Raw genomic sequence first — 20,293 nt, 5'->3', positions numbered from 1 at the left:
TGCCCATCTCGATGAAGGCGGCGATGCCGTCGAGCATGATCGGCAGGCGGTGCGCGTCGATGCTGCCGCGCTCGTCCACCAGCTCAGCGAGCAACTTTAGCGAGTTGTAGGCGTAGTGCAGCCACTCGGTGGCATCGTTCAACAGTTCATCCGGCTCCGCTTTGGGATCGGAGAAATAACGGGTGTGTCGGATAATCCAGGGTTCGCCGAAGACATTGTTCATAAGCAACTCCATGCTGTGCCGCACCCCGCTCCGTAAACGGCATGCCGCAGACAGCACGGCATACCGCGATCACACGGACTCGAGGGTTCACCGGCGGCTCAAAGGCTGAGCGCCGGGCGGCTTGATTGAGGAAGTGGATACGGAATCAGTGCTTTTCGCCGTCGCGCAGAACTACGTGCCGGGTAGGACGGCTAGGAAAATTGCCAGCGAAAATTCTTAGTCCGCGGTTCTTCAACCGTGTCCGCGTAATGGTCGGACGGCCCGGATGGTCGGTGGGTGTGTCGCTGAGGGGATCAGCGAGCGCGGAAGTCCCGTATGATCTGGCTTAGCCATGATCAACTCTCCTAAGTTGGTGATGGTCAGCGGGTCGTAGGAGCGCCAACTCCTGCGGCCCGCGCTTCTCACAGCATTGCTGCCATGGTTGCCCGCGTCGCGCGTCAAGACACAGCGCGGGCAACGCCATCGACACTATCAAATCGATTTTTGGTTGTCTGTAGGTGCATGCCGTCAGCGCACGCGCATGCGTGCTTTACAGACATGTCCGATAGTTCGCCATCTATCGAGCGTTCGACAAAACTCTTAGCGCCTTGATCTTGTCGGCCGCCTCCCTGGCGGTTGCCGAGTTGCCGCAGTTGTCCACATAGTCCCCCGGGAGGCGCTCATTACCCGCCATCTCCACGCTTGGCGAGCGGCTTACGAACAACAGATAGGTCTCGCCCTTATCCATAGGAAACCGAGCCGTCGTGTTTTCGGATAGCAGATGGAGAGCTCGCGGCGGCTTGCCCTTGAAGGCCTCCAACACCTGGACGTCGTAGATCGTCCATGCATAGCCTTCCGGATCGTCAGCAGAGGAAATACGGCGCTCGCCAAGGACACGCGCGATAACGACAAAAGTGGCGTCCTTGAATTCCACAGGTACCGACGGATGGCGATACACCGCCGCCGGCCCCTGCCCGGACTCCCAGCACGAGGCGTAGGCGGCTGACGACGTCGCCGCGACGGCAAGCGTGAGGCCCTGCAAAGCAAGCTGCATCCAACAACGCATCGTTTCTCCTTAGTTCGACAGCCTGCTGCCCTGCACTCAACCGCCACGCCCATATCGATGGCGGGCGCCGGATAGTCACTCGGCTCAACCTACCAGCCGCTCCTCTGCCGTCTACTCCGAAAATGAGCACGACGGCAGTGGTCCAATCGAGTTCGCCAAGTGAGCTGAAAAGCCTTCGCCCTCAGGTTCCGATGCGCTCGCCAGCCGTCGGCGGCGTCACCTCATAGTGGCGCGTCCGATATTTGCAGACTTGCTTCGGCCCGGTGGAATCGAGCTTCCACACGGATTGCAGCGGAGCATGACTGCTGTCTTCGCTGGACATCAAACCGGCATCGAGAACCTCGACATAGGTCTGCCCACCATGGCGCACGACGCGAATCAGCAGCTTGCCTAGCAACCTCATGCGATCGTCATCGCCATGAAACGCCTGGAGTTGAGCCTCGACCTCGGCCAGCGAAATGCTTGTTCCATTGAGCGGCAGCGGAACTTGCATATCGAAACCAGATCCGCATCCACCGGAGGATATGAAGCTGTAGTTGACCACGCCCACCGGGCGTTCATCGCCTGTGTTGTCCAGGTTAACCAATCCCCATTGCAAGGCCTCCAGGCTGACGCTCGGATCCATGTCCTTCGGCACGGTGAAATGTCCTTTGGCGGGTTGCATCGCAACCGGCTCCGCGCTCGACGCAATGGATTCACACAACGAGCTATTGCCCTCGACGACCTCGGGCTTGCCCGGCAAGGGTCGCAAGCGACCATGGCAGACGAGCTGGGTATCGCCCGACTGATCGATGCTGGACAGCTCAAAATCTTCCTGGCGTTCGCTGGAGCGGATCATGGGTTTGCCAACTATCGATACGACGTCTTCCTCAACGCCCATGCCCCATGCGTTCCCGCCAAAACGCAGCCGCACGGGATTGCGGCTCACGATGTCGCCTGGCGACAGCAGCTTTTTCAGATCGCTGGTCCTCACATCCACCAGGTCCGTGTAGCAGGTTCCGCCTTGACTCCATTGCACGACGGCCAGCGGGCGTCCATCCACATTCAAAGGCGTGTAGTTGTTCGGTGTAGACCATTCCTCGGCACTATTGACCAGATGCGTCTCATCTGGAATCTGCCTGGAGTGCAACGCCACCAGGGTGCCTGCATTGGCAGCACGCTCTGCCGCCGCACATAGTTGCTTCGCATTGGGAGGCAAAGGAATGAATGGCTCGCCGTGCAACTGGAGTCGATGGCTATCGATCCAACCTGTGGTCGTCTGGGTCTTGCCGTGGTAGCGCACATAGGAGAAGCCCTGGCACGCAGCAACGAAGTCGACCTTGTCGCCGGTAACCAGGTAGCCCACCCCTGCGCCGTCATGTCCAGGTGCCGGGCCGGTACTAGTCATGACTGCACGCTCGCCCGGCTGGCCGATGACCTCACCACGTGTAATCGTCAAAGACCCCGGCGGTGAGAACCGGGCCAGTTGCGCGCAATCATTCGACTCGCTCCCAAAAGCTGGTAGCGCCCACGGCACTACGAAAGCCAGCACGCTTATCGCGCGCAACCAGAAATTCATACAAGCCCCGAAGTAAACGACAACCGCGTGCCAGGCGGATATGCGTTGGCGACCCATGCGGAATGGCCGGGTAGCAGCGTATAGCATTCCTATTGTGCAGCTCCCCTCCCTGCCAAGCATGGCCTGTCAACGACACAACCGTGTCCGAATCGGGGCGGGCATGGGCTTACCGAGCCATTCTCTCCAAAGCCGCATGCGCGGATGCCCTGATCAACTCACCCACTTCATCCGACGACCGCCCCGGCGCCAGCATGCGGAACATCGCAAAGCTCGTCAGGGCAAAAATGAAATCGACGGTATCGCGACGCAGCTGCGGACGCGTTGCCTTGGTAGAGAGCTTCTCGACCAGCGTTCCAATCAATTGCCGACGCCGCTCGTTGCGCTCCGTCAGCGCCTGCGCGAACTCCACATCGGAAGCCATCGCTTCATAGATACGCGGCACCGCCGGATCGCTGCTCCAGAAATCGCAGCAGATGCGGATCAGCAGATCGATGCCTTCGCGCGGATCCGGCTGGGCATGGACATGCCTCAGTCGTCCAAGCTGCCCCTGCAGCGCAATGCTGTCGAACACCGCCTCCAGCAAGCCGCGGCGCGAGCCGAACTGGTTGTACACGGTCAGTCGCGTCACGCCGGCGATCTTCGCCACCGCATCCAGCGAGAAATGGGTCGCACTTGCGGATTCGCGCAGCACATCCGTCGCGACTTGCAGTACGCGATCGCGCTTCTCGGCGGCGGCGGCCGCCCGCACGGGACTGGTGTAGGAACGCGTCGAGGTCATGGTGGCTTTGCTAATTAGATATACACATGTATAGTCAACAAGCATACCGCAGCAACGGCGGTATGCGAAATGCCATGTTAGCGATGCCGGCCCAACTGGCGCGGCAAGGCAGAGTTGCGGGAACAGTTCATCGATGGCCCACATCAGGAGCAGACAAGATGCTGGTACATGTTTTTCGCGGCCCGGGCCGCGTGTTCGGCGTGACCCAGGATGAGGCCGGGGCGAACCTGCCGGCGCAGTTCGCACCGTGGGCTGCGGTCAAGTCGGCGGAATTGAGTCGCGAGCGGGCGATGCCGGGTATCGACTCGGGCGAATGCATGGACGATATCGCCAGGTACGGTTTCCACATCACCAATGCGCATGTGCGCATTACCGATCAGGTGGTTTGAAGCAGGCATGGCGACCTCGCTGGTCGCCATGCCATGGAACTACGGCTTCGCAAACTGAATCACCACGTCGTTGAGCGGCAATTGCGAGCGGCGGTGCTCGACCTTCGTCGCCTTCCACGCATCGCCATTCCCGAACAACTGCGCTTCCGATTCCGGCCCGAGGAAATCGAAACTCTCGAAGACGTAGGGCAGGCCCTCCGACCCTTCGAAAGTCGCCGCGGTGGATATCTGGAAATGCAGATGCGGTGCGGCCGAGTTGCCGGACTGGCCGAGCTGGCCCAGCAGGCCGCCGCGATGCACGCGGTCCCCGGCTTTCACCTTGATGCTGCCCTTGCGCAGATGGGCATAGGTGGCAAAGACGCCCGGCTCGAGCTCCAGCACGACGTAGTTGCCGAACAGGCCATCGGCGGTCAGGGACTCCGGTTCGGGTTGCGGGCTGAGCGGCTGATGTTCCTGCTCGCCGTCGCGGATATCGCGCACTACGCCATCGGCAACGGCCAGCACATTCGCGCCATAGCCCACCCAATCCGCATAAGTCGACTTGCGGATATCTTTCACGCCCGGCCGCATCGCATGCCCCGCCGCATCGATGCCAACCAGGTCGAGCGCGTAACGCTGGGGAATGGTCAGGGCGCCATTCACGGCCACCAGGCTGCCCCAGTGATGCGACTGCGCGGCGCCGGGCCCTTCGTGCGCCAGCCAGCGACCGCCGCGCAAGGGCGGGCCCAGCGTCACGGGCTGGCGGCTGTCCACCTGTATCGCGGCGCCGTCGAGCGTGACGACGGCCTGCTTCTCCGTTTCGAACTCGATGCGATGCCGAAGGGTGTGCGGCACCGGCACGCCCTGCGGCAGCGTGATCCACACGAAAACCACCGCGCGCTTCCCGGGCGCAATCGACACCACCGCATGCTCCGCAGGCGCCGGCCGCATCCACGAGGCCAGCGCGTCCTGGCTCAGCGCCAGCAACGGCGTCTTAGCATCGTCAGCGAAGACCTGCAGCCCCTTGGGCTTCAGCACACCGGTGTCGCCATAGAAATTGGTGAGGTGGAGTTCATAAGCCAGATGGACCGAGCCATCCGTACCCACGAACCCCGCTGGCGCAAACGGCACCCGAGCTTCCACCGGCGCGAGCGCCTTCTCCGCGTGGAGAACCGACAAGCAACAGGACACGGCGAACAGGACTGCAATGGCAGATCTGCGAATCATTCGGACTCCCCCAAAAGCGCATCGACATGGCGAACGTGACGTCCAACCCAGAATTGCACTTGCCACTGGCATCCCCTCATGCCCTCTAATACGCATCACACCCATGCGTGGCGCACCAGCGAAATCCCAACACACCAGAACACCACCACCCATGCCGGCCAGCGCACCGCTACCAGCCCCACGAATCCCACTGCCGCGATCGCGAAATCCCCCGCATCGCCTACCGCGCTGACCCACACCGGATCGTAAAGCGCCGCAGCCAGCAACCCGACCACCGCCGCGTTGACGCCCGCCAGCATCCGTGCCGCCTGGTCGCGCGCCGCCAGCGCCCGCCAGAACGGCAAGGTACCCGATACCGCCAGCAACCCTGGCAGGAAGATCGACAGCACGCCAACTGTCGCGCCCATCGCCCCGCCCTGCCCGCCATACATCTGCTTACCGAGGAACGACGACAAGGTGAACATCGGCCCCGGCACCGCCTGCGCGGCGCCATAGCCGGCCAGGAAGGTATCCGGACTGACCCAGCCGGGATCCACGATGGCGTGCTTGAGCAACGGCAGCACGACATGACCGCCGCCGAAGACGAGCGCACCGGTTCGATAGAAGGCGCCGGCCATCTGGCCCAGCGGCGGCAGCAGCGGCGATAGCGTCAGTGCTGCCACAAGCAACGCACCATAAGCCAACAGCAGCGCCACGCCTGCGCGAGAACCGTACGTCAACGCAAAGCTGTCGCCTTGCCGCGCCACCACCCGCCGGCAGATCAACGGCCCGAGCGCGGCACCACCAGCCACGACGAGCAACTGCATCGCCGGCAGCGTGCTGATCGCCATCAACACCGTAGCCGCCACCGCCAGCAAGGCGCGCGGCGCATCGGGACACAGGCTGCGCGCCATGCCGAGCACGCCTTGCGCAACGACCGCCACCGCCACCAGCTTCAACCCGTGGACGACGGCTTGCCCCCACGGGCCCGCCAGTTGGCTGCTGAATTCGGCAAATGCAAACAGCAACAGTGCCGACGGCAAGGTAAACGCCACGAACGCTGCCAACGCGCCTGCCCAGCCGGCACGCAGCAGGCCGATCGAAAAACCGAGCTGGCTGCTCGCAGGCCCAGGCAGGAACTGGCACAGCGCCAGCAGCTGCGCGAAATGCTCCTCGTCGAGCCAGCGGCGGCGCTCGACGAACTCGCGGCGAAAGTAGCCCAGGTGCGCGATCGGACCGCCGAACGAAGTCAGCCCCAGGCGCAGGAACACCGCCCCGACTTCAAGAGCGCGCCCTGCTGACAGGGTGTTCGAGGTTGGCACGCTCGTAGACATGGGCGGAGGAACAGCTTGCAACCCGTAATGGCCTAGTATCCACCCATCGGATGACAAGCCGGCAGCGCCTGCCGCACTCGCTACGGAATCGACCCAACTCAGGCTTGGCGATTCGGGCCGCGGTTGCCCCGCTCAAAGCCCGTCGCGCACGATCGCCTCTAAAAGCCTTTTGTCATAGAAAATCCTGTTCGGCAGAAGCCGGCTCGTCATGTATGCCTGGCCTGCGCAGGCGGCACGATTGGCATGCCTGCGCTTTCGCTGCGTACTGCCGCCGGCATCGAGGCGAATGCTCTCGCAGGTAAAGGCCAGCGGCACTGCCGCCAGCGTCTCGCCAGCGGCCATGTCTCGGTAGCCCCGCGGATCACCGACATTCGTGTAGACCTCAGGATTGCTCGTATCCGCATCGTAGGCCGGGCGGTAATCGGCGTTGCCGATCCACCGATGGCTCCAGAAAGTTGGGGAAAGCAAGGGCGAGCCGGCCGCAACGCCAAAACGCTGAAGCAGCGTTCCGGTGAGCTCCGCATAGGCGATGATCCGCTCATGCGAGAAGCCGCGATGCGCGACCAGTTCGTCCATGCCTGCATAGTCGCGGAGGATCGATTCCAGTCGAGTCCGGCGTTGAGAGTCGGAAGCAGCGATGTCCCGCGCCTGCGCCAGCGAGGCTTCGACATCGTAGAAGCCATGGTCGGGCCGGACTTGATAGATGTAAGTGACGAAGTCGGTATCGAAGGGTTCCTCGCTGTTGGGTCGGGCCAGCGAAGCCGCGTGTTCGATTGCCGCGCCCAGGCTCGATGTCGTCGATACGAAGTTGCTGGTATGGCCCTCGATGGATTCGCCTTCGAAGTGATGCAGCAGATTATCGTCCGGCATGCCATTCGCCCACGGCCGCATGCCTCCGGCCTCCTGAATGTCCGCCAAGGGCCGATCGTCGGCTCGAAAGACCAGGTGAACCGGATTCACCGGCAGCGCCGCCAGGGAAAACGGGACCAGCAGTAGCGGCAGAACGAACCACTTTTTCAGCACCGAGTTCACGCTTGCAGGGACTGAGCCGATTGAAGATGCCCGCCTTGTGTCCATATCGCCTCGCGTCAGCTTGAGATGTGGCGTGACCGAGGCTAATCCAGACACTGATCCGGAATGAACGGACAGCTACAGATAGCTATTTATTGAGCCTATTCCCGGCGAGAACGCTATTCGCCCCCGCTCAGCTCTCCCAGCGGAACACCTCGTCCAACGGCTTGCCGAACACCTCGGCAATGCGAAATGCCGTCTCCAGCGTCGGCGAATACTTGCCTGCCTCCACCGCCGCGATGGTCTGGCGGGTCAGGCCCACGCGCTGGCCCAGGTCCGCTTGGGTCATCTCGCCCGCCAGGAAGCGCAGCGTGCGGATGTTGTTGGTCAGGCGCTTCTCAGACACGCCAGCCTCGGCGATAGGCCAGGGCGAGCGAGCCGTGGTGCACCACCTCGGCGGCGATCACCGCCAGGAAGGCGCCGTGCACGATGTCCCAGCCGCCGCGGCCGAACGGCATGACGAAACCGACGATCAGCATGCCCGCCATCAGCACGTAGTAGGCATAAGTGGACGCACGCGCATCCATGAAGCGCTCGCGCTCGTCCGGTGCTTCGTAGCGATGGCGGCCGCTGAGCAGGGCGAACAGCCGCTCGCCGCCGGCGACCACGGCCAGCGAACCCAGGGCGACCGCCAGGGTGGCGATCCGGGTCAGGAAGCCGAGCTCGGCGTGCGCCTGCTGCTGCACGGCCACCGCGATGAAATAGGCGGCGCCGATGAGTACCAGCGCGATGGTCCAGATCCAGGCAAAGCGTTCTCTCGGAAGCATGTGCGCGACCCTCGTTTGAGCGTGGGTGCAATGTCCGTCAAACGTTACTTCATGTCAAATATTTTTTACTTCATGAAATTTCCCGCGGTATAGCCAGGGATATCTCAAGCGCTGAGATGCAGCCGGTGCTATCTTGATTCCCGTCCCGCTATTCAAGCTGCCGCAGCCATGTCTCCTCCCTCCCACGGCGGCTTCCGCCCCGGCGCCGGCCGCCCCTCCAGTGAACCGACCCAGCGCCTGCGCGTACCGGAAAGCCAGGTGCCGACGGTGCTGGCCTACCTGGAGGCCTACCGGCAGGGCAGCACGCTGGGCACGCCGCGGCCGCTGTCGCTATTGCCCTCGACGGTGGCGCTCACCGCCTTCAGCAGTCGCGTGCCGGCGGGCCTGCCCAGTCCGGCCGACGACGACGTGGCCGACGTGGTCGATCTCAACCGGCATCTGATCATCGCGGGGCACGAGCCGAGCACCTTCATCGTGCGCGTGTCCGGCTGGTCGATGATCGGCGCGGGCATCTTCGACGGCGACGAGGTGCTGGTCGATCGCGCGCTCAAGCACCGCCAGGGCGACATCGTGGTGGCCATCGTCAACGGCGAGCTGTCGATCAAGCGGCTGGGCCAGATCGAGGGCAAGACCGCGCTGCTGCCGGAAAACCCTCACTTCAAGCCGATCGTGTTCAAGGAAGGCGAGACGCTGGAACTGTGGGGCGTGGTCACCCGCTGCCTGCGCCAGCTGCGTTGAGGCGGCGATGGGCCAGGTCGTCGCCCTCGATGCGCTGTTCGCCGGCCGCCAGGTCTGGCACGGCCGCGCCGCGCCCGCGCCGGAGCCGGGCAGCCAGCCCACCGGCTGGGCGGAGCTGGATGCCGCGCTGCCGGCCGGCGGCTGGCCGGAGCACGCGCTGAGCGAAATCCTGCTGCCTGCCGACGGCGTGGGCGAGCTGCAACTGGTATTGCCCACTCTGGCGCGACTGACCCAGGCCGACGGCGTCATCGCGGTCATCGCCCCGCCTTACCTGCCTTGCGTCGCCGGCTGGGAAAACCGCGGCGTGGCGATGGCGCGCGTGGACATCGTGCACGCCGGCACGCCGCGCGACGCGCTGTGGGCCGCCGAGCAATGCCTGCGCTCCGGCAGCTGCGCCGCCGTGCTGGCCTGGCCGCAGCAGGCCGACGACCGCGCGCTGCGCCGCCTGCAGGTGGCCGCCGATCACGGCCGCGCGCTGGGCTTCCTGTTTCGCGACCGCCGCCATGCCGCGCAGGCCTCGCCCGCGGCGCTGCGGCTGGAAGTGGAAACCGCGCCCGCGCGGCAGCTGCGCATCCGCAAGTGTCGCGGCGGGCAGCCGCCGGCGCTGGCGATTCCCTTCCCCGCCGACCGCGCGCGCTGACGCCATGCTCTGGGCCTGCATCCTGCTGCCGCACCTCGCGCTGGACGGCGTGCTGCGCCGGCGCCCGCCGTCGGACGAGCCGCTGGTGCTGGTCACCGGCCACGCGCAGGCGCGCAGTGTCTACGCCGCCAATGCCGCCGCGCGCGCGGCTGGCTTGCGGCCGGGGCAACGCCTGGCAGCGGCGCAGGCATTGCTCGCACATTTCGAGGCGGTGGAATACGACCCCGCCGCGACCGAGCGCTGGCATCGCCTGCTTGCCGCCTGGGCGTATCGCTACAGCGCCGAGGTGGCGTTGTGGCCGCGCGCGATCGTGCTGGAAGTCAGCAAGAGCCTCGGCCTGTTCGGACCCTGGCCGACATTCGAACGCCAGTTGCGCAACGACCTGGGCGAACTCGGCTTCCGTCACCACATCGCGCTCGCGCCCACCGCGCGCGGCGCCCACGTGCTGGCCGGCTTGCACGATGGCCTGGCGGTGACCACGCCGGATGCACTGCACAGCGCGCTGCTGTCCGTGCCCGTGGGCAAGGCGCGCCTGCCCGGCCAGGCCGCCGACAGTCTCGCCGGCATGGGCCTGCGCACGCTGGGCCAGCTGCTGCGCGCGCCGCGCGACGGCCTGCGCCGGCGCTTCGGCGATGAACTCACCGCGCATCTGGATTACCTCACCGGCACCGGGCAGGAAGTGCTGTCCTTCTATCGCCCGCCGGACCGGCTCGAACTGGGCATGGAATGGACGCACGAGATCGAGCATGTCGAGGCGCTGGTGTTTCCGCTGCGCCGCCTCACCGGCGATCTTGGCGCTTACCTGGCCGGCCGCGACGGCGGCGTGCAGCGCTTCATGCTGCGGCTGATCCACCGCGACGGCCGTTCCACCGATGTGTCGATCGGCCTGCTCGCGCCGGAGCGCGAACCGGCCATGCTGTTCGAGCACGCGCGCGGCCGCCTGGAGCGCATCGCGCTGCCGCAACCGGTGGTGGCGATGCGGCTGGTGGCGCACGAGCTGCCGCCGTTCGTGCCGGCAGGGCGCGACCTGTTCGATACACGGCCGGTGCACGCGCTGCCGCCGGAGCAATTGCGCGAACGCCTGCGCGCCCGGCTCGGCGACCAGGCGGTGAGCCGCCTGCGCGCCAGCACCGATCCGCGGCCGGAACGCGCGCAGACCAGCGACATGCAAGCGTCATTCATCGGCACGCCCACGCCGCTGCCGCGCCCGACCTGGCTGCTGGACGCACCGATTCCGCTGCGCGGTCCGCCGCCACGCATCCTGGCCGGCCCCGAGCGGCTGGAGACCGGCTGGTGGGACGGCGGCGGCCTGCGCCGCGACTACTACGTGGTGGAGACCGCGCAAGGCCAGCGCGCCTGGGTGTTCTGCGCGATCGGCGAGCGCGGGCCGTGGATGCTGCACGGGTGGTTCGCATGACCGACTACGCGGAGCTGCATTGCCTGTCGAACTTCTCGTTCCAGCGCGGGGCGTCCAGCGCGGCCGAGCTGTTCGAGCGGGCCAAGGCTTGCGGTTATCGCGCGCTGGCGATTACTGACGAATGCTCGCTGGCCGGCATCGTGCGTGCGTACGAGGCGTCGCTGGAGACCGGGCTTGAGCTGATCGTCGGTGCGGAATTCAAACTGGACGATGGCCTGCGCTTCGTCCTGCTGTGCGAGAACCGCGAAGGTTATACCTCGTTGTGCGGCCTGATCACGCGCGGCCGCCGCGCCTCCGCCAAGGGCACTTACCACCTGACCCGCGCCGACCTCGCCGACGGCCTGCCCGGCACGCTGGCCTTGTGGCTGCCCGAGACCGCACCGAATGCGGACGACGGCCGCTGGCTGGCCGAACGCTTTGCCGGCCACCTGTGGCTGGCGGTGGAACTGCACCGCGGCCCGGACGATGCGGCGCGCCTGCGCCAGCTCGACATGCTGGCGAGCGAACTTGGCATTCCCGCCGTCGCGGCGGGCGACGTGCACATGCATGTACGTGGCCGCCGCGCGCTGCAGGACACGCTGACCGCGATCCGCCACGGCCTTACCGTGGCGCAGGCCGGCGCCGTGCTGTTCAAGAACGGCGAGCGGCATCTGCGCACGCGCGAAGCGCTGGCGGAGATCTATCCGGCGTCCTTGCTCGAAGAAACGGCGCGCGTCGCGGCGCGCTGCAGCTTCAATCTGGACCAGCTGCACTACCGCTATCCGGCCGAACTGGTGCCGGCAGGCCACACGGCCGCGTCGTGGTTGCGCAAGCTCACCGAGGAAGGCATCGAGCGGCGCTGGCCGGATGGAGTCAGCGCGAAGAACCGCAAGCAGATCGAGACCGAACTCGCGCTGATCCGCGAGCTGGAGTACGAGCATTACTTCCTCACCGTGGAAGACATCGTCCGCTACGCCCGCGGCATCGACATCCTCTGCCAGGGCCGCGGCTCGGCCGCCAACTCGGTGGTGTGCTACGCGCTGGGCGTCACCAGCGTCAGCCCGGACGAAGCACAACTGCTGACCGAGCGCTTCATGTCGGCCAGCCGCAAGGACCACAAGTACAACCGCCCCGAGCCGCCCGATATCGACATCGATTTCGAGCACGAGCGGCGCGAGGAAGTGATCCAGTACATCTATCGCAAGTACGGCCGCGAGCGCACCGCGCTGGCGGCCACGGTGATCAGCTACCGCGGCCGCAGCGCCGCGCGCGACGTGGGCAAGGCGCTGGGCCTGTCGACCGACCAGGTGGCGGCGCTGAGCGATGTGTTCGCGTGGCGCAACGGCGGCGACCTGAACGAGCATCTGCGGCAGGCCGGCCTTGATCCGGCAAGCCCGCTGCTGGAACGGGTGATCCTGCTGACCGAGGAACTGCGCGGTTTTCCGCGGCACCTCTCGCAGCACGTCGGCGGCTTCGTCATCTCCGACGCGCCGTTGTCGCAGCTGGTGCCGGTGGAGAACGCGGCGATGCCGGAGCGCACGATCATCCAGTGGGACAAGGACGACCTGGACCGGATGAACCTGCTCAAGGTCGATTGCCTGGCGCTGGGCATGCTGACCTGCGTGCGCAAGTGCTTCGATCTGATGAAGCAGCATGAGGGGGTGTCGCACACCCTGGCATCGATTCCCATCGGCGACGAACCGACCTACGCGATGGTGCAGCAGGCCGACACCATCGGCGTGTTCCAGATCGAAAGCCGCGCGCAGATGTCGATGCTGCCGCGGCTGCGGCCGGAGAATTACTACGACCTGGTGATCCAGGTTGCCATCGTCCGCCCCGGCCCGATCCAGGGCGACATGGTGCATCCGTATCTGCGCCGGCGACGCGGGGAGGAAGAGGTCACCTATCCTTCGGACGCGCTGAAGGAAGTGCTCGAACGCACCCTGGGCGTCCCCCTGTTCCAGGAACAGGTGATGCGCATCGCCATGGTCGCCGCCGGCTATACCGGCCCCCAGGCGGACGAACTGCGCCGCGCCATGGCCGCGTGGAAACGCCACGGCGGCATGGAAAAACATCGCGATCAGTTGTTCAGCGGCATGAAGGAGCGCGGCTACAGCGAAGCCTTCGCCGCGCAGATCTTCGAGCAGATCAAGGGCTTCGGCAGCTACGGCTTCCCCGAAAGCCACGCCGCCGGCTTCGCCAAGCTGGCCTATGCCAGCGCCTGGCTGAAATGCCATCACCCCGCGGCCTTCGCCTGCGCCCTGCTCAATGCGCAGCCGATGGGCTTCTACAGCGCCAGCCAGATCGTGCAGGACGCGAGGCGGCACGAGGTCGCCGTGCTCCCGGTGGACGTGCGCTACAGCGACTGGGACTGCACGCTCGAACGCGACACGCGCAGCAAGGGCGGCTTCGCCTTGCGCCTGGGCCTGCGCCAGGTGCGTGGCTGCTCGGAAACGATGGCCCGGCGCATCGAGCAGGCACGCGCGCAAGCGCCTTTCGCCGACATCGTCGATCTATGCACCCGCGCCAGCCTGGATCGCCGCCACCAGGACCTGCTCGCCGATGCCGGCGCGCTGCGCGGCCTGGCCGGCCATCGCCATCGCGCGAAGTGGGCGGTCAGCGGCGTCGAGGCGCAGCTGCCGCTGTTCGGGCGCAGCAGTCCCACGGAGGCGGCGGTGGCGCTGCCGCCGCCGACCTCCGCGGAGAACCTGCTGGCCGATTACGCGCACACGGGACTCAGCCTTGGTCCGCATCCGGTGCGCCTGCTGCGCGCACGGCTGCGGGCGCAGCGCTTTCTGGATTCGAAGCAGATCGGCGGGCTGCCGCACCAGGCGCCGGTGCGGATGGCCGGGCTGGTGGTGCAGCGGCAGCAGCCGCAGACGGCCAGCGGCGTCACCTTCATCACGCTCGAGGACGAACATGGGCCGATCAATGTGGTGGTGTGGCGGCAGGTGGCCGAGCGGCAGCATCGGCCTTATCTGGAAGCGCGACTGCTCGGGGTGGAGGGACGCTGGGAGACGGTGGATGGCGTCTGCCATCTGATCGCGCGGCGGTTGCTGGATTTGAGTCCGCTGCTGGGCGAGTTGGATGTGCGCTCGCGCGATTTCCATTGAGAGGCTACGGAAGACGTAGGTTGGGGTGAGCCTGCGGCTCACCCCAACCTACGCCGATTTATCCAGCATGCCTGCCACCGCCTCCAACCGCTCCAGATAAACCTCCACCCTCCGCCGAAACGCCAACGTATCCGCCAGCACCTCATACCGCCCCTCCGACCTCAACGCCTGCTCCAGCGCCTGCCCCTCCTCCGTCAGCGGATTGCTGCCGAACAGCTGCAGGCCGCCCAGCAGGCGATGTACCCAATGCGCCATGTCCAGCGGGCGGCGTTCTTCCATCAGGGTGTCCAGCGTGAGCAGGTCCGCGCGGGTGGTTCGTACGAAGCCGGTGATCAGGGTGTGGATGATGCGGTCTTCGCCGAAGGTCTCGCGCAGCGTGGATAGATTGACGTCGAAGGCGAGCGCTGGCGTATCCGCCGCGTCGTCGGCTGCGCCGGCGGCGGTTCCGAACAGGCGTTCCAGCTTCGCGCGCAGTTCGGGAATGCGCACCGGCTTGGGCAGGAAATCGTCCATGCCGGCGCTGGTGCAGCGTTCCAGTTCGCCGGGCATGGCGTTGGCGGTCATCGCCAGCACGCGCTGGTGGCGGCCGCTGTGGTTCTCGCGGCGGCGCACCGCGCGGGCCAGTTCGTAGCCGTCCATCAGCGGCATGTGGCAATCGGTAATGAGCAGGCCGTAGTCGCGCCGCTCCAGCGCCTCGAGCGCCTCCTTGCCGTTGGCGACCACGTCGCAGGCGTAGCCGAGCTTGTCCAGTTGCGCGGCGATCAGCGCCTGGTTGATCGGATTGTCCTCCGCCACCAGCACGCGGCCTTCGGTACCGGTGGCCAGATCGGGCAAGACCTCCCGTTCGGTCTCACCGACCGCCAGCCCCAGCGCGTGCTGGCAGGCGATGGCAAAGGTGGACCATTTCAGCGGATTGCTGGTGATGGTGATGCCCGCGGTGCTGCTGGAATAACCGTGCGGGTCGGGAATGGCGGTGACGGCGATGCAACCGGTGGCCTGCGCGGGGCGGCTGGCGCCGAATTGTTCGTCGACGAAGCGCAGCTCCGGGCCTTCGCCGCTGCCGTTCTCTTCGACCGCCATCCCCAGCGCCAGCACATAACGCTGCAGCGCCTGCGCCACCGCCGCGTCGGCCACCTCGATGCGCACCGTGCGCCCGCGCAGCGCGTGATGCGAAAGCTCGCGCCGGTGGATCGGCATGTTCAGTTCCACATGCATGCCCGTGCCCATGTTGACCTCGCTTTCCACCGCGATGGTGCCGCCCATCAGCTCGACCAGGCGCCGGCAGATGTACAGGCCCAACCCGGTGCCGCCGTAGCGGCGCGTGGTGGACGACTCGGCCTGGGTAAACGGCTGGAACAGCCGGTATACCTGGTCCGGCGACATGCCGATGCCGGTGTCGATCACACTGAAGCGCACCTTCTGGCTGGCACCGCCGTCCTCCAGCACGCGCACGCAGACGCGCACCGCGCCAAGCACGGTGAACTTGATCGCATTGCTCAGCAGGTTGAGCATGATCTGGCGCAGCCGCACGTTCTCCGCGCTGACCTCCGCCGCCAGCCGCTCGTCGATCTCCACCGCCAGCGCCAGCCCCTTGCGATGGGCCTGCGCGGACAGCACGCTCACCGTGCTGTCGACCAGGTCGCGCACGTCCACCGGCACGTATTCGATGGTGAGGCGGCCGGCTTCCATCTTGGAGAAATCCAGCACGTCGTCGAGGATCTGCAGCAGCGCCACCGCCGAGGTCTCCACCGTGCCGAGCATGCGCCGCTGGTCTTCGCTCAGCGGCGTGTGGCCGAGCAGTTCGAGCATGCCGATCACGCCGTTCATCGGCGTGCGGATCTCATGGCTCATGGTGGCGAGGAATTCGGTCTTGGCCTGGGTGGCGCTCTCCGCCAGCTCCTTCGCCTTGGCCAGCTGCTCGGCCTGCTGGTGCTGCTCGGTCATGTCGACCCAGCAGCCGCTGAAATGCACCGCGCCGTCGACCAGGCTGGGCGTCGCGCTGGTGGAGACCCAGCGCACGCCGCCGGCGGCCTTGACCCGTACCACCGCCTGGAACGGCAGCATGCTGCCGGCGGCACGCGCCACCTCGGCCAGCAGCGCGCCGCGGTCCTCTGCCACGATCGCGGCCAGCGCGCCGCGCTCGCCATGGATGAAAGCCTGCGCACCCATGCCGAACATCGGCTCCGGGTTGCCGCCGACGAACAGAAAGCGCACGCCTTCCTCTCGCGTGTAGCGGAACTTGTAGACCACCGCCGGCAGGTGGCGGGTGACGTCGGTGAGCTGCTCCTCGGTGCGCCGCCGCCGGCTGGTCTCGCGGCGCAGCCGCACATAGGCGTAGGACACGGTCAGCAGGAACAGCAGCACGATCGCGATCACCGGGAGCGTCTTGCGCGCGATTTCCTTCCAGGTGCCGCCGTAGGTGTAGTGCGCCGCCAGCCAGGTATTGCGGATGGCCTGCTGCTTGCGGTCGGGCATGTTCACCAGCACGCGGTTGATCAGCGGCACCAGCGGCGCATAGCGCTTGGCCACGCCCATCGCGAGCACCACGTGGTCCTCGGTCGGCGCATTGATCTTCAGCCGCCCGGGAAAGCGCTCGCGGATGACGAAGTCGGCATTGGCGATGTCGCCGACGAAGGCGTTGACCGAGCCGTCGGCGACCTTGCCCAGGCCTTCCTCGGTACTGGCCACGCCGACCACGTTCACTCCGCGCATCCGCGCGGTGATCGCCTTGATGTCCTGCCGGGACAGGTTGGCGGCGACCGTCCAGCCGTTCATGTCGTAAGGCCCGGTGATGGCGTTCGCCTCGGTGCGGGTGACGATCATCACCGGGTAGTCCAGGTAGGCCACCGAGAAATCCATCAGCTGCGCATGCTCTGGGCTGACCGGCGACACCGCGGGCGTCAGGTCGATGCGGTCTTCGGCGATGCCGCGCACGACCTCGCTCCAGTTCCGCACCGGCACGAAGGTCAGGCGCAGGTCCAGCGCCTTGGCCACTTCGCGCAGGTAGTCGCTGGAGATGCCCGCGGGCTGGCCGTGGCGATCCAGCAGCGTGTACGGCGGCGAGGTCGGGTCCACCGTGATGCGCAGCGGCGGCAGCTGGCGCAGCCAGGCGCGCTCGTCCTCGCTGAGCGGCACCGCGGAGTCGTCGCTGCGCGCATGGCGCAGGTCGCCGTTGAGCCACGGCGCGCGCAGGCGCGCGTGGTCCTCGTTGGTGAGCAGGGCCAGCGCCTTGTCCAGCGCGCCGATCAGCGGCAGGCGGTCGAGCGGCGCCGCCAGGCACAGCGCGGAGATCGGCAGCGCGACCGGCGGGCCGATGCCGAGCCGGTTCTGCAGGCCGGCGGCGTCGATCGCCGCGCGTTGCGCATAGGGGTTCTCGATATACGCCTCGGCGCGGCCGTCCGCGACCATGCGCAGCGCCTCGCGGGTGCTGCGCGCGTGGATCAGCTTCACCCCGGGGATGTACTTGCGCGCAGTCTCCGCGGTGGCGTCGCCGGCCAGGCTCACCAGGGTCGCATCGCGCAGGCCCGCCATGTCCTGCACGCGCCCGCCGTCGATGCGCGTGACCAGGGTGGGAAAGTCCTCGAAGTACGGTTGGCTGAAGTGGAGATAGGCCGAGCGCTCGGCGGTCGGGGAAATATCCATCAGCAGGTCGATCGAACCGGCCCGCGCCGCGTTGAGCAGCGCCGGCCAATCCGGAAAGACCCGGTAGGTGATGCGGATGCCCAGCGAATCCGCCAGTTTGGCCAGGTAGTCCGGCGCCATGCCCTGCACGCGCTCGTGCACCACGCTTTCGAACGGGGCGAAGCCTTCCTGGTAGGCGCCCACCACCACGACCGGATGCTCGCTCAGCCAGCGCTCTTCTTCCGGCGTCAGCACCACGCCGTCGGCCGCGGCGCGGCCCGCTGCGCACAGCAGCATCGCGAACAGGCACAGGCGCAGCCAAACCATGCAAGCACTTCCTATGAAAATGGCCGGCGCGGCGCCGTCGCCTCGATGGACAGGCGCCAGGACGCGGCTCGCACGGAAGCCTTCACAGTAGTCAGGCCATTCGCAGCGAGAAAATCAGCATGGTCTGAAAAGTGGATCGGGAAAGTTCCAAGATCAGCGGAAGCCGAGCTTTTCCATGAACTCGCCGATGCCGCTGTCATGCTGGATGCCCAGCTTCTTCATGCCGTTGCGTTTCTGCGTGCTCACCGTCTTGACGCTGCGGTGCAGGCGCTCGGCGATCTGCGTCACGGTGAGCTTGCCCAGGCCGTACAGGCGCAGCACTTCCATCTCGCAGGGCGAAAGGTCCTCGGTGCCGACCACGGCAGGCACCCGGCCGCGGCGCTCGAAGCGTTCGCGCAGGCCGGGGCTCACGTACAGGTCGCCCCGCTTCACCGCGCGCACCGCCTGCGGCAGGTCGGTGATGAACGACTTCTTGTAGGCCAGGCCCTTCATGCCGGTCTCGCGGATCGCGCGCAGCACGCCGACGTTGTTGAGCATGGTCAGCACGATCACCGGGATGTCCGCGTAGCGGGTGCCGAGCAGGGTCATCAGCGGCAGGCCGTCGCTGTGGCGCTGGGCGATGATGGTGCGGCCGTCGGGCGCTTCGTCCGGCATGGAGAAGTCAGTGATGATCACGTCGCAGGGCTGGCGCTTGAGCAGTTCGATCAGCTCGCGGCCGTTGCTGGCCTCGCCCACTACCTTGATGTCGCCTTGCCGTTCCAGCACCGTCCTGACTCCGACCAGTACCACCGGGTGGTCGTCCGCCACGATGACTCGAATCATCACGCTGTCCTCGTCTGTCGCCGATCCTTGCGCCGCTCGCGAGGTGTTCCGGCCGGGGTTGCCGCGGCGCTCGTCCATGTCGCCGCCGGGGCGGGAGAAGCGCGGCCTTGGCTGTGCTGTTCGCGAACCGTCGCGGTCGGCTGTGCGAAGCCTTCATTCAACCCTAACGAGCGAAGCAAGGGCATCTGCGCCTGGGGCCCATTTGTCCGAAAATGTAGCCAAACGGCCTCGGATTTCTCCGATCCGGCCAAGGATTTAGATTTTTCCAGGCTTCGCCGCGCCTTGGTCCGAGCGGTTGCTGTCCACCAGCCCCGTCGCGGAATTCCCTGCGTTTCGCCCCCGGTTCGGCGCCTGTTCCCGCCAGATGGCATAATGAGCGCCATCGACTGCCGCTCGGCAGTACTCGTCAGGCCGCCCACGCCACCCCAACGAGTCCCCGCATCGGCGGCGCCCGCCGCGCCGGCCGGGCAGTCTTGTTACGAATCTTCTTAAGTGATTGGTACCCGTATGGTCGCATTGGCAACCGAGCACGTGATCGACGTGCACCACTGGAACGACACCCTCTTCAGCTTCCGCACCACGCGCGATCCCGGCTTCCGCTTCGACAGCGGACAGTTCGTGATGATCGGCCTGGAAACGGAAGGCCGTCCGCTGATGCGCGCCTATTCGATCGCCAGCGCGCATTGGGAAGAACACCTGGAGTTCTTCAGCATCAAGGTGCCGAACGGGCCGCTGACCTCGCGCCTGCAGCACCTCAAGCCCGGCGACCCGGTGACGGTGAGCCGCAAGCCCACCGGCACGCTGGTGCTCAACGATCTCAAGCCGGGCCGGCATCTGTATCTGCTGGGCACCGGCACCGGCCTGGCGCCTTTCTTAAGCGTCATCCGCGATCCGGACACCTACGAACGCTTCGACAAGATCGTGCTGGCCCACGGCGTGCGCCACGTCAACGACCTGGCCTATTCGGACTATCTCGAACGCGAACTGCCGGCGCACGAATACCTGGGCGGGCTGGTGCGCGAGAAGCTCATCTATTACCCCAGCGTCACGCGCGAGCCGTTCCGCAACCGCGGGCGCATCACCGACGCCATCGCCGACGGCCTGATGAGCCAGACCATCGGCCTGCCGCCGCTCAACCCCGAGACCGACCGCATCATGCTGTGCGGCAGCCCGTCCATGCTCGAAGACGCCTGCGCCCTGCTCGACGGCCGCGGCTTCCAGGCCTCGCCGCGCACGCGCGAGCCGGGCGACTACGTGGTCGAGCGGGCCTTCGTCGAGAAGTGACC

General features: G+C 66.4%; 17 protein-coding genes. 6 read left to right on the top strand and 11 right to left on the bottom strand.

Annotated features, from left to right (window positions below):
- The 4 genes from BM172_RS19240 to BM172_RS19225 all read right to left on the bottom strand — a co-directional run.
- A partial coding sequence (locus tag BM172_RS19240; RefSeq protein ID WP_143096556.1) for a hypothetical protein occupies positions 1-223 on the bottom strand: 223 nt, incomplete at its 3' end.
- A gap of 556 nt (positions 224-779) precedes the next feature.
- The gene (locus tag BM172_RS19235; protein WP_026635788.1) at positions 780-1,256 is read right to left on the bottom strand and encodes a hypothetical protein; all 477 of its coding nucleotides are present in this window, start codon (positions 1,254-1,256) and stop codon (positions 780-782) included.
- Between the two features lie 193 nt (positions 1,257-1,449).
- On the bottom strand, positions 1,450-2,826 hold the full coding sequence (locus BM172_RS19230; protein WP_143096555.1) for a hypothetical protein: 1,377 nt from the start codon (positions 2,824-2,826) through the stop codon (positions 1,450-1,452).
- Between the two features lie 166 nt (positions 2,827-2,992).
- Complete coding sequence (locus tag BM172_RS19225; RefSeq protein ID WP_026635786.1) at positions 2,993-3,604, bottom strand: TetR/AcrR family transcriptional regulator; 612 nt, start codon at positions 3,602-3,604, stop codon at positions 2,993-2,995.
- A gap of 158 nt (positions 3,605-3,762) precedes the next feature.
- On the opposite strand from BM172_RS19225, the gene BM172_RS19220 reads away from it, so the two are divergent.
- Positions 3,763-3,993 carry a hypothetical protein gene (locus tag BM172_RS19220; RefSeq protein WP_026635785.1) on the top strand — a complete coding sequence of 77 codons (231 nt, stop codon included), beginning with the start codon at positions 3,763-3,765 and terminating at the stop codon, positions 3,991-3,993.
- A gap of 39 nt (positions 3,994-4,032) precedes the next feature.
- Here BM172_RS19220 and BM172_RS19215 read toward each other — a convergent pair whose 3' ends face one another.
- The 5 genes from BM172_RS19215 to BM172_RS19195 form a co-directional block, all read right to left on the bottom strand.
- Complete coding sequence (locus BM172_RS19215; protein ID WP_177218841.1) at positions 4,033-5,199, bottom strand: M23 family metallopeptidase; 1,167 nt, start codon at positions 5,197-5,199, stop codon at positions 4,033-4,035.
- A 95-nt stretch (positions 5,200-5,294) separates the two neighbouring features.
- Positions 5,295-6,449 (bottom strand): chromate efflux transporter, encoded by a 1,155-nt coding sequence (gene chrA / locus BM172_RS19210; RefSeq protein WP_231504214.1) that lies wholly within the window; start codon positions 6,447-6,449, stop codon positions 5,295-5,297.
- Positions 6,450-6,644: 195 nt separating this feature from the next.
- Positions 6,645-7,544 carry a hypothetical protein gene (locus BM172_RS19205; RefSeq protein ID WP_035323590.1) on the bottom strand — a complete coding sequence of 300 codons (900 nt, stop codon included), beginning with the start codon at positions 7,542-7,544 and terminating at the stop codon, positions 6,645-6,647.
- Positions 7,545-7,716: 172 nt separating this feature from the next.
- A complete protein-coding gene (locus BM172_RS19200; RefSeq protein ID WP_026635782.1) occupies positions 7,717-7,929 on the bottom strand; it encodes a helix-turn-helix transcriptional regulator in 213 nt (70 codons plus the stop codon).
- Positions 7,922-8,350, bottom strand: a complete 429-nt coding sequence (locus tag BM172_RS19195) for a hypothetical protein (protein ID WP_051548833.1) — start codon at positions 8,348-8,350, stop codon at positions 7,922-7,924. Before BM172_RS19195 ends, BM172_RS19200 begins: the two co-directional genes overlap by 8 nt.
- A 168-nt stretch (positions 8,351-8,518) precedes the next feature.
- Here BM172_RS19195 and BM172_RS19190 point away from each other — a divergent pair, with 168 nt between their 5' ends.
- Genes BM172_RS19190 through BM172_RS19175 form a run of 4 tightly spaced genes read left to right on the top strand, consistent with a single transcriptional unit; the run spans position 8,519 to position 14,237 of the window.
- On the top strand, positions 8,519-9,088 hold the full coding sequence (locus BM172_RS19190; RefSeq protein WP_081805211.1) for a LexA family protein: 570 nt from the start codon (positions 8,519-8,521) through the stop codon (positions 9,086-9,088).
- 7 nt (positions 9,089-9,095) lie between these two features.
- Positions 9,096-9,728, top strand: a complete 633-nt coding sequence (imuA, locus tag BM172_RS19185) for a translesion DNA synthesis-associated protein ImuA (RefSeq protein WP_026635780.1) — start codon at positions 9,096-9,098, stop codon at positions 9,726-9,728.
- A 4-nt stretch (positions 9,729-9,732) separates the two neighbouring features.
- Positions 9,733-11,145, top strand: a complete 1,413-nt coding sequence (locus BM172_RS19180) for a Y-family DNA polymerase (protein ID WP_026635779.1) — start codon at positions 9,733-9,735, stop codon at positions 11,143-11,145.
- Positions 11,142-14,237, top strand: coding sequence for an error-prone DNA polymerase (locus BM172_RS19175; protein ID WP_026635778.1), 3,096 nt, complete (start codon positions 11,142-11,144; stop codon positions 14,235-14,237). The genes BM172_RS19180 and BM172_RS19175 overlap by 4 nt, the downstream gene beginning before the upstream one ends.
- Before the next feature lie 48 nt (positions 14,238-14,285).
- Here the strand turns inward: BM172_RS19175 and BM172_RS19170 are convergent, their stop codons facing one another.
- Together BM172_RS19170 and BM172_RS19165 are read right to left on the bottom strand one after the other, a co-directional pair.
- Positions 14,286-18,185 carry a transporter substrate-binding domain-containing protein gene (locus BM172_RS19170; protein ID WP_026635777.1) on the bottom strand — a complete coding sequence of 1,300 codons (3,900 nt, stop codon included), beginning with the start codon at positions 18,183-18,185 and terminating at the stop codon, positions 14,286-14,288.
- Between the two features lie 153 nt (positions 18,186-18,338).
- Positions 18,339-19,007 carry a response regulator gene (locus BM172_RS19165; RefSeq protein WP_051548830.1) on the bottom strand — a complete coding sequence of 223 codons (669 nt, stop codon included), beginning with the start codon at positions 19,005-19,007 and terminating at the stop codon, positions 18,339-18,341.
- A gap of 507 nt (positions 19,008-19,514) precedes the next feature.
- Here BM172_RS19165 and BM172_RS19160 point away from each other — a divergent pair.
- Positions 19,515-20,291, top strand: coding sequence for a ferredoxin--NADP reductase (locus BM172_RS19160; protein ID WP_026635775.1), 777 nt, complete (start codon positions 19,515-19,517; stop codon positions 20,289-20,291).
- Positions 20,292-20,293: the final 2 nt, after the last annotated feature.

The sequence above is a fragment of the Dyella marensis genome (genome assembly GCF_900112865.1).
In the GTDB taxonomy this organism is placed as follows: Bacteria; Pseudomonadota; Gammaproteobacteria; order Xanthomonadales; family Rhodanobacteraceae; genus Dyella_D; species Dyella_D marensis_A.
This window is presented reverse-complemented; position numbering and strand designations above follow the sequence as displayed.

What these genes read in the sequence shown, in the direction of transcription:
- BM172_RS19215 (WP_177218841.1), bottom strand. Translation starts at nt 5,199, where the DNA reads ATGATTCGCAGATCTGCCATTGCAGTCCTGTTCGCCGTGTCCTGTTGC.
- BM172_RS19190 (WP_081805211.1), top strand. Translation starts at nt 8,519, where the DNA reads ATGTCTCCTCCCTCCCACGGCGGCTTCCGCCCCGGCGCCGGCCGCCCC.
- BM172_RS19170 (WP_026635777.1), bottom strand. Translation starts at nt 18,185, where the DNA reads ATGGTTTGGCTGCGCCTGTGCCTGTTCGCGATGCTGCTGTGCGCAGCG.
- BM172_RS19165 (WP_051548830.1), bottom strand. Translation starts at nt 19,007, where the DNA reads ATGATTCGAGTCATCGTGGCGGACGACCACCCGGTGGTACTGGTCGGA.
- BM172_RS19160 (WP_026635775.1), top strand. Translation starts at nt 19,515, where the DNA reads ATGGTCGCATTGGCAACCGAGCACGTGATCGACGTGCACCACTGGAAC.
- BM172_RS19195 (WP_051548833.1), bottom strand. Translation starts at nt 8,350, where the DNA reads ATGCTTCCGAGAGAACGCTTTGCCTGGATCTGGACCATCGCGCTGGTA.
- BM172_RS19225 (WP_026635786.1), bottom strand. Translation starts at nt 3,604, where the DNA reads ATGACCTCGACGCGTTCCTACACCAGTCCCGTGCGGGCGGCCGCCGCC.
- imuA (WP_026635780.1), top strand. Translation starts at nt 9,096, where the DNA reads ATGGGCCAGGTCGTCGCCCTCGATGCGCTGTTCGCCGGCCGCCAGGTC.
- BM172_RS19180 (WP_026635779.1), top strand. Translation starts at nt 9,733, where the DNA reads ATGCTCTGGGCCTGCATCCTGCTGCCGCACCTCGCGCTGGACGGCGTG.
- BM172_RS19235 (WP_026635788.1), bottom strand. Translation starts at nt 1,256, where the DNA reads ATGCAGCTTGCTTTGCAGGGCCTCACGCTTGCCGTCGCGGCGACGTCG.
- BM172_RS19175 (WP_026635778.1), top strand. Translation starts at nt 11,142, where the DNA reads ATGACCGACTACGCGGAGCTGCATTGCCTGTCGAACTTCTCGTTCCAG.
- BM172_RS19220 (WP_026635785.1), top strand. Translation starts at nt 3,763, where the DNA reads ATGCTGGTACATGTTTTTCGCGGCCCGGGCCGCGTGTTCGGCGTGACC.
- BM172_RS19230 (WP_143096555.1), bottom strand. Translation starts at nt 2,826, where the DNA reads ATGAATTTCTGGTTGCGCGCGATAAGCGTGCTGGCTTTCGTAGTGCCG.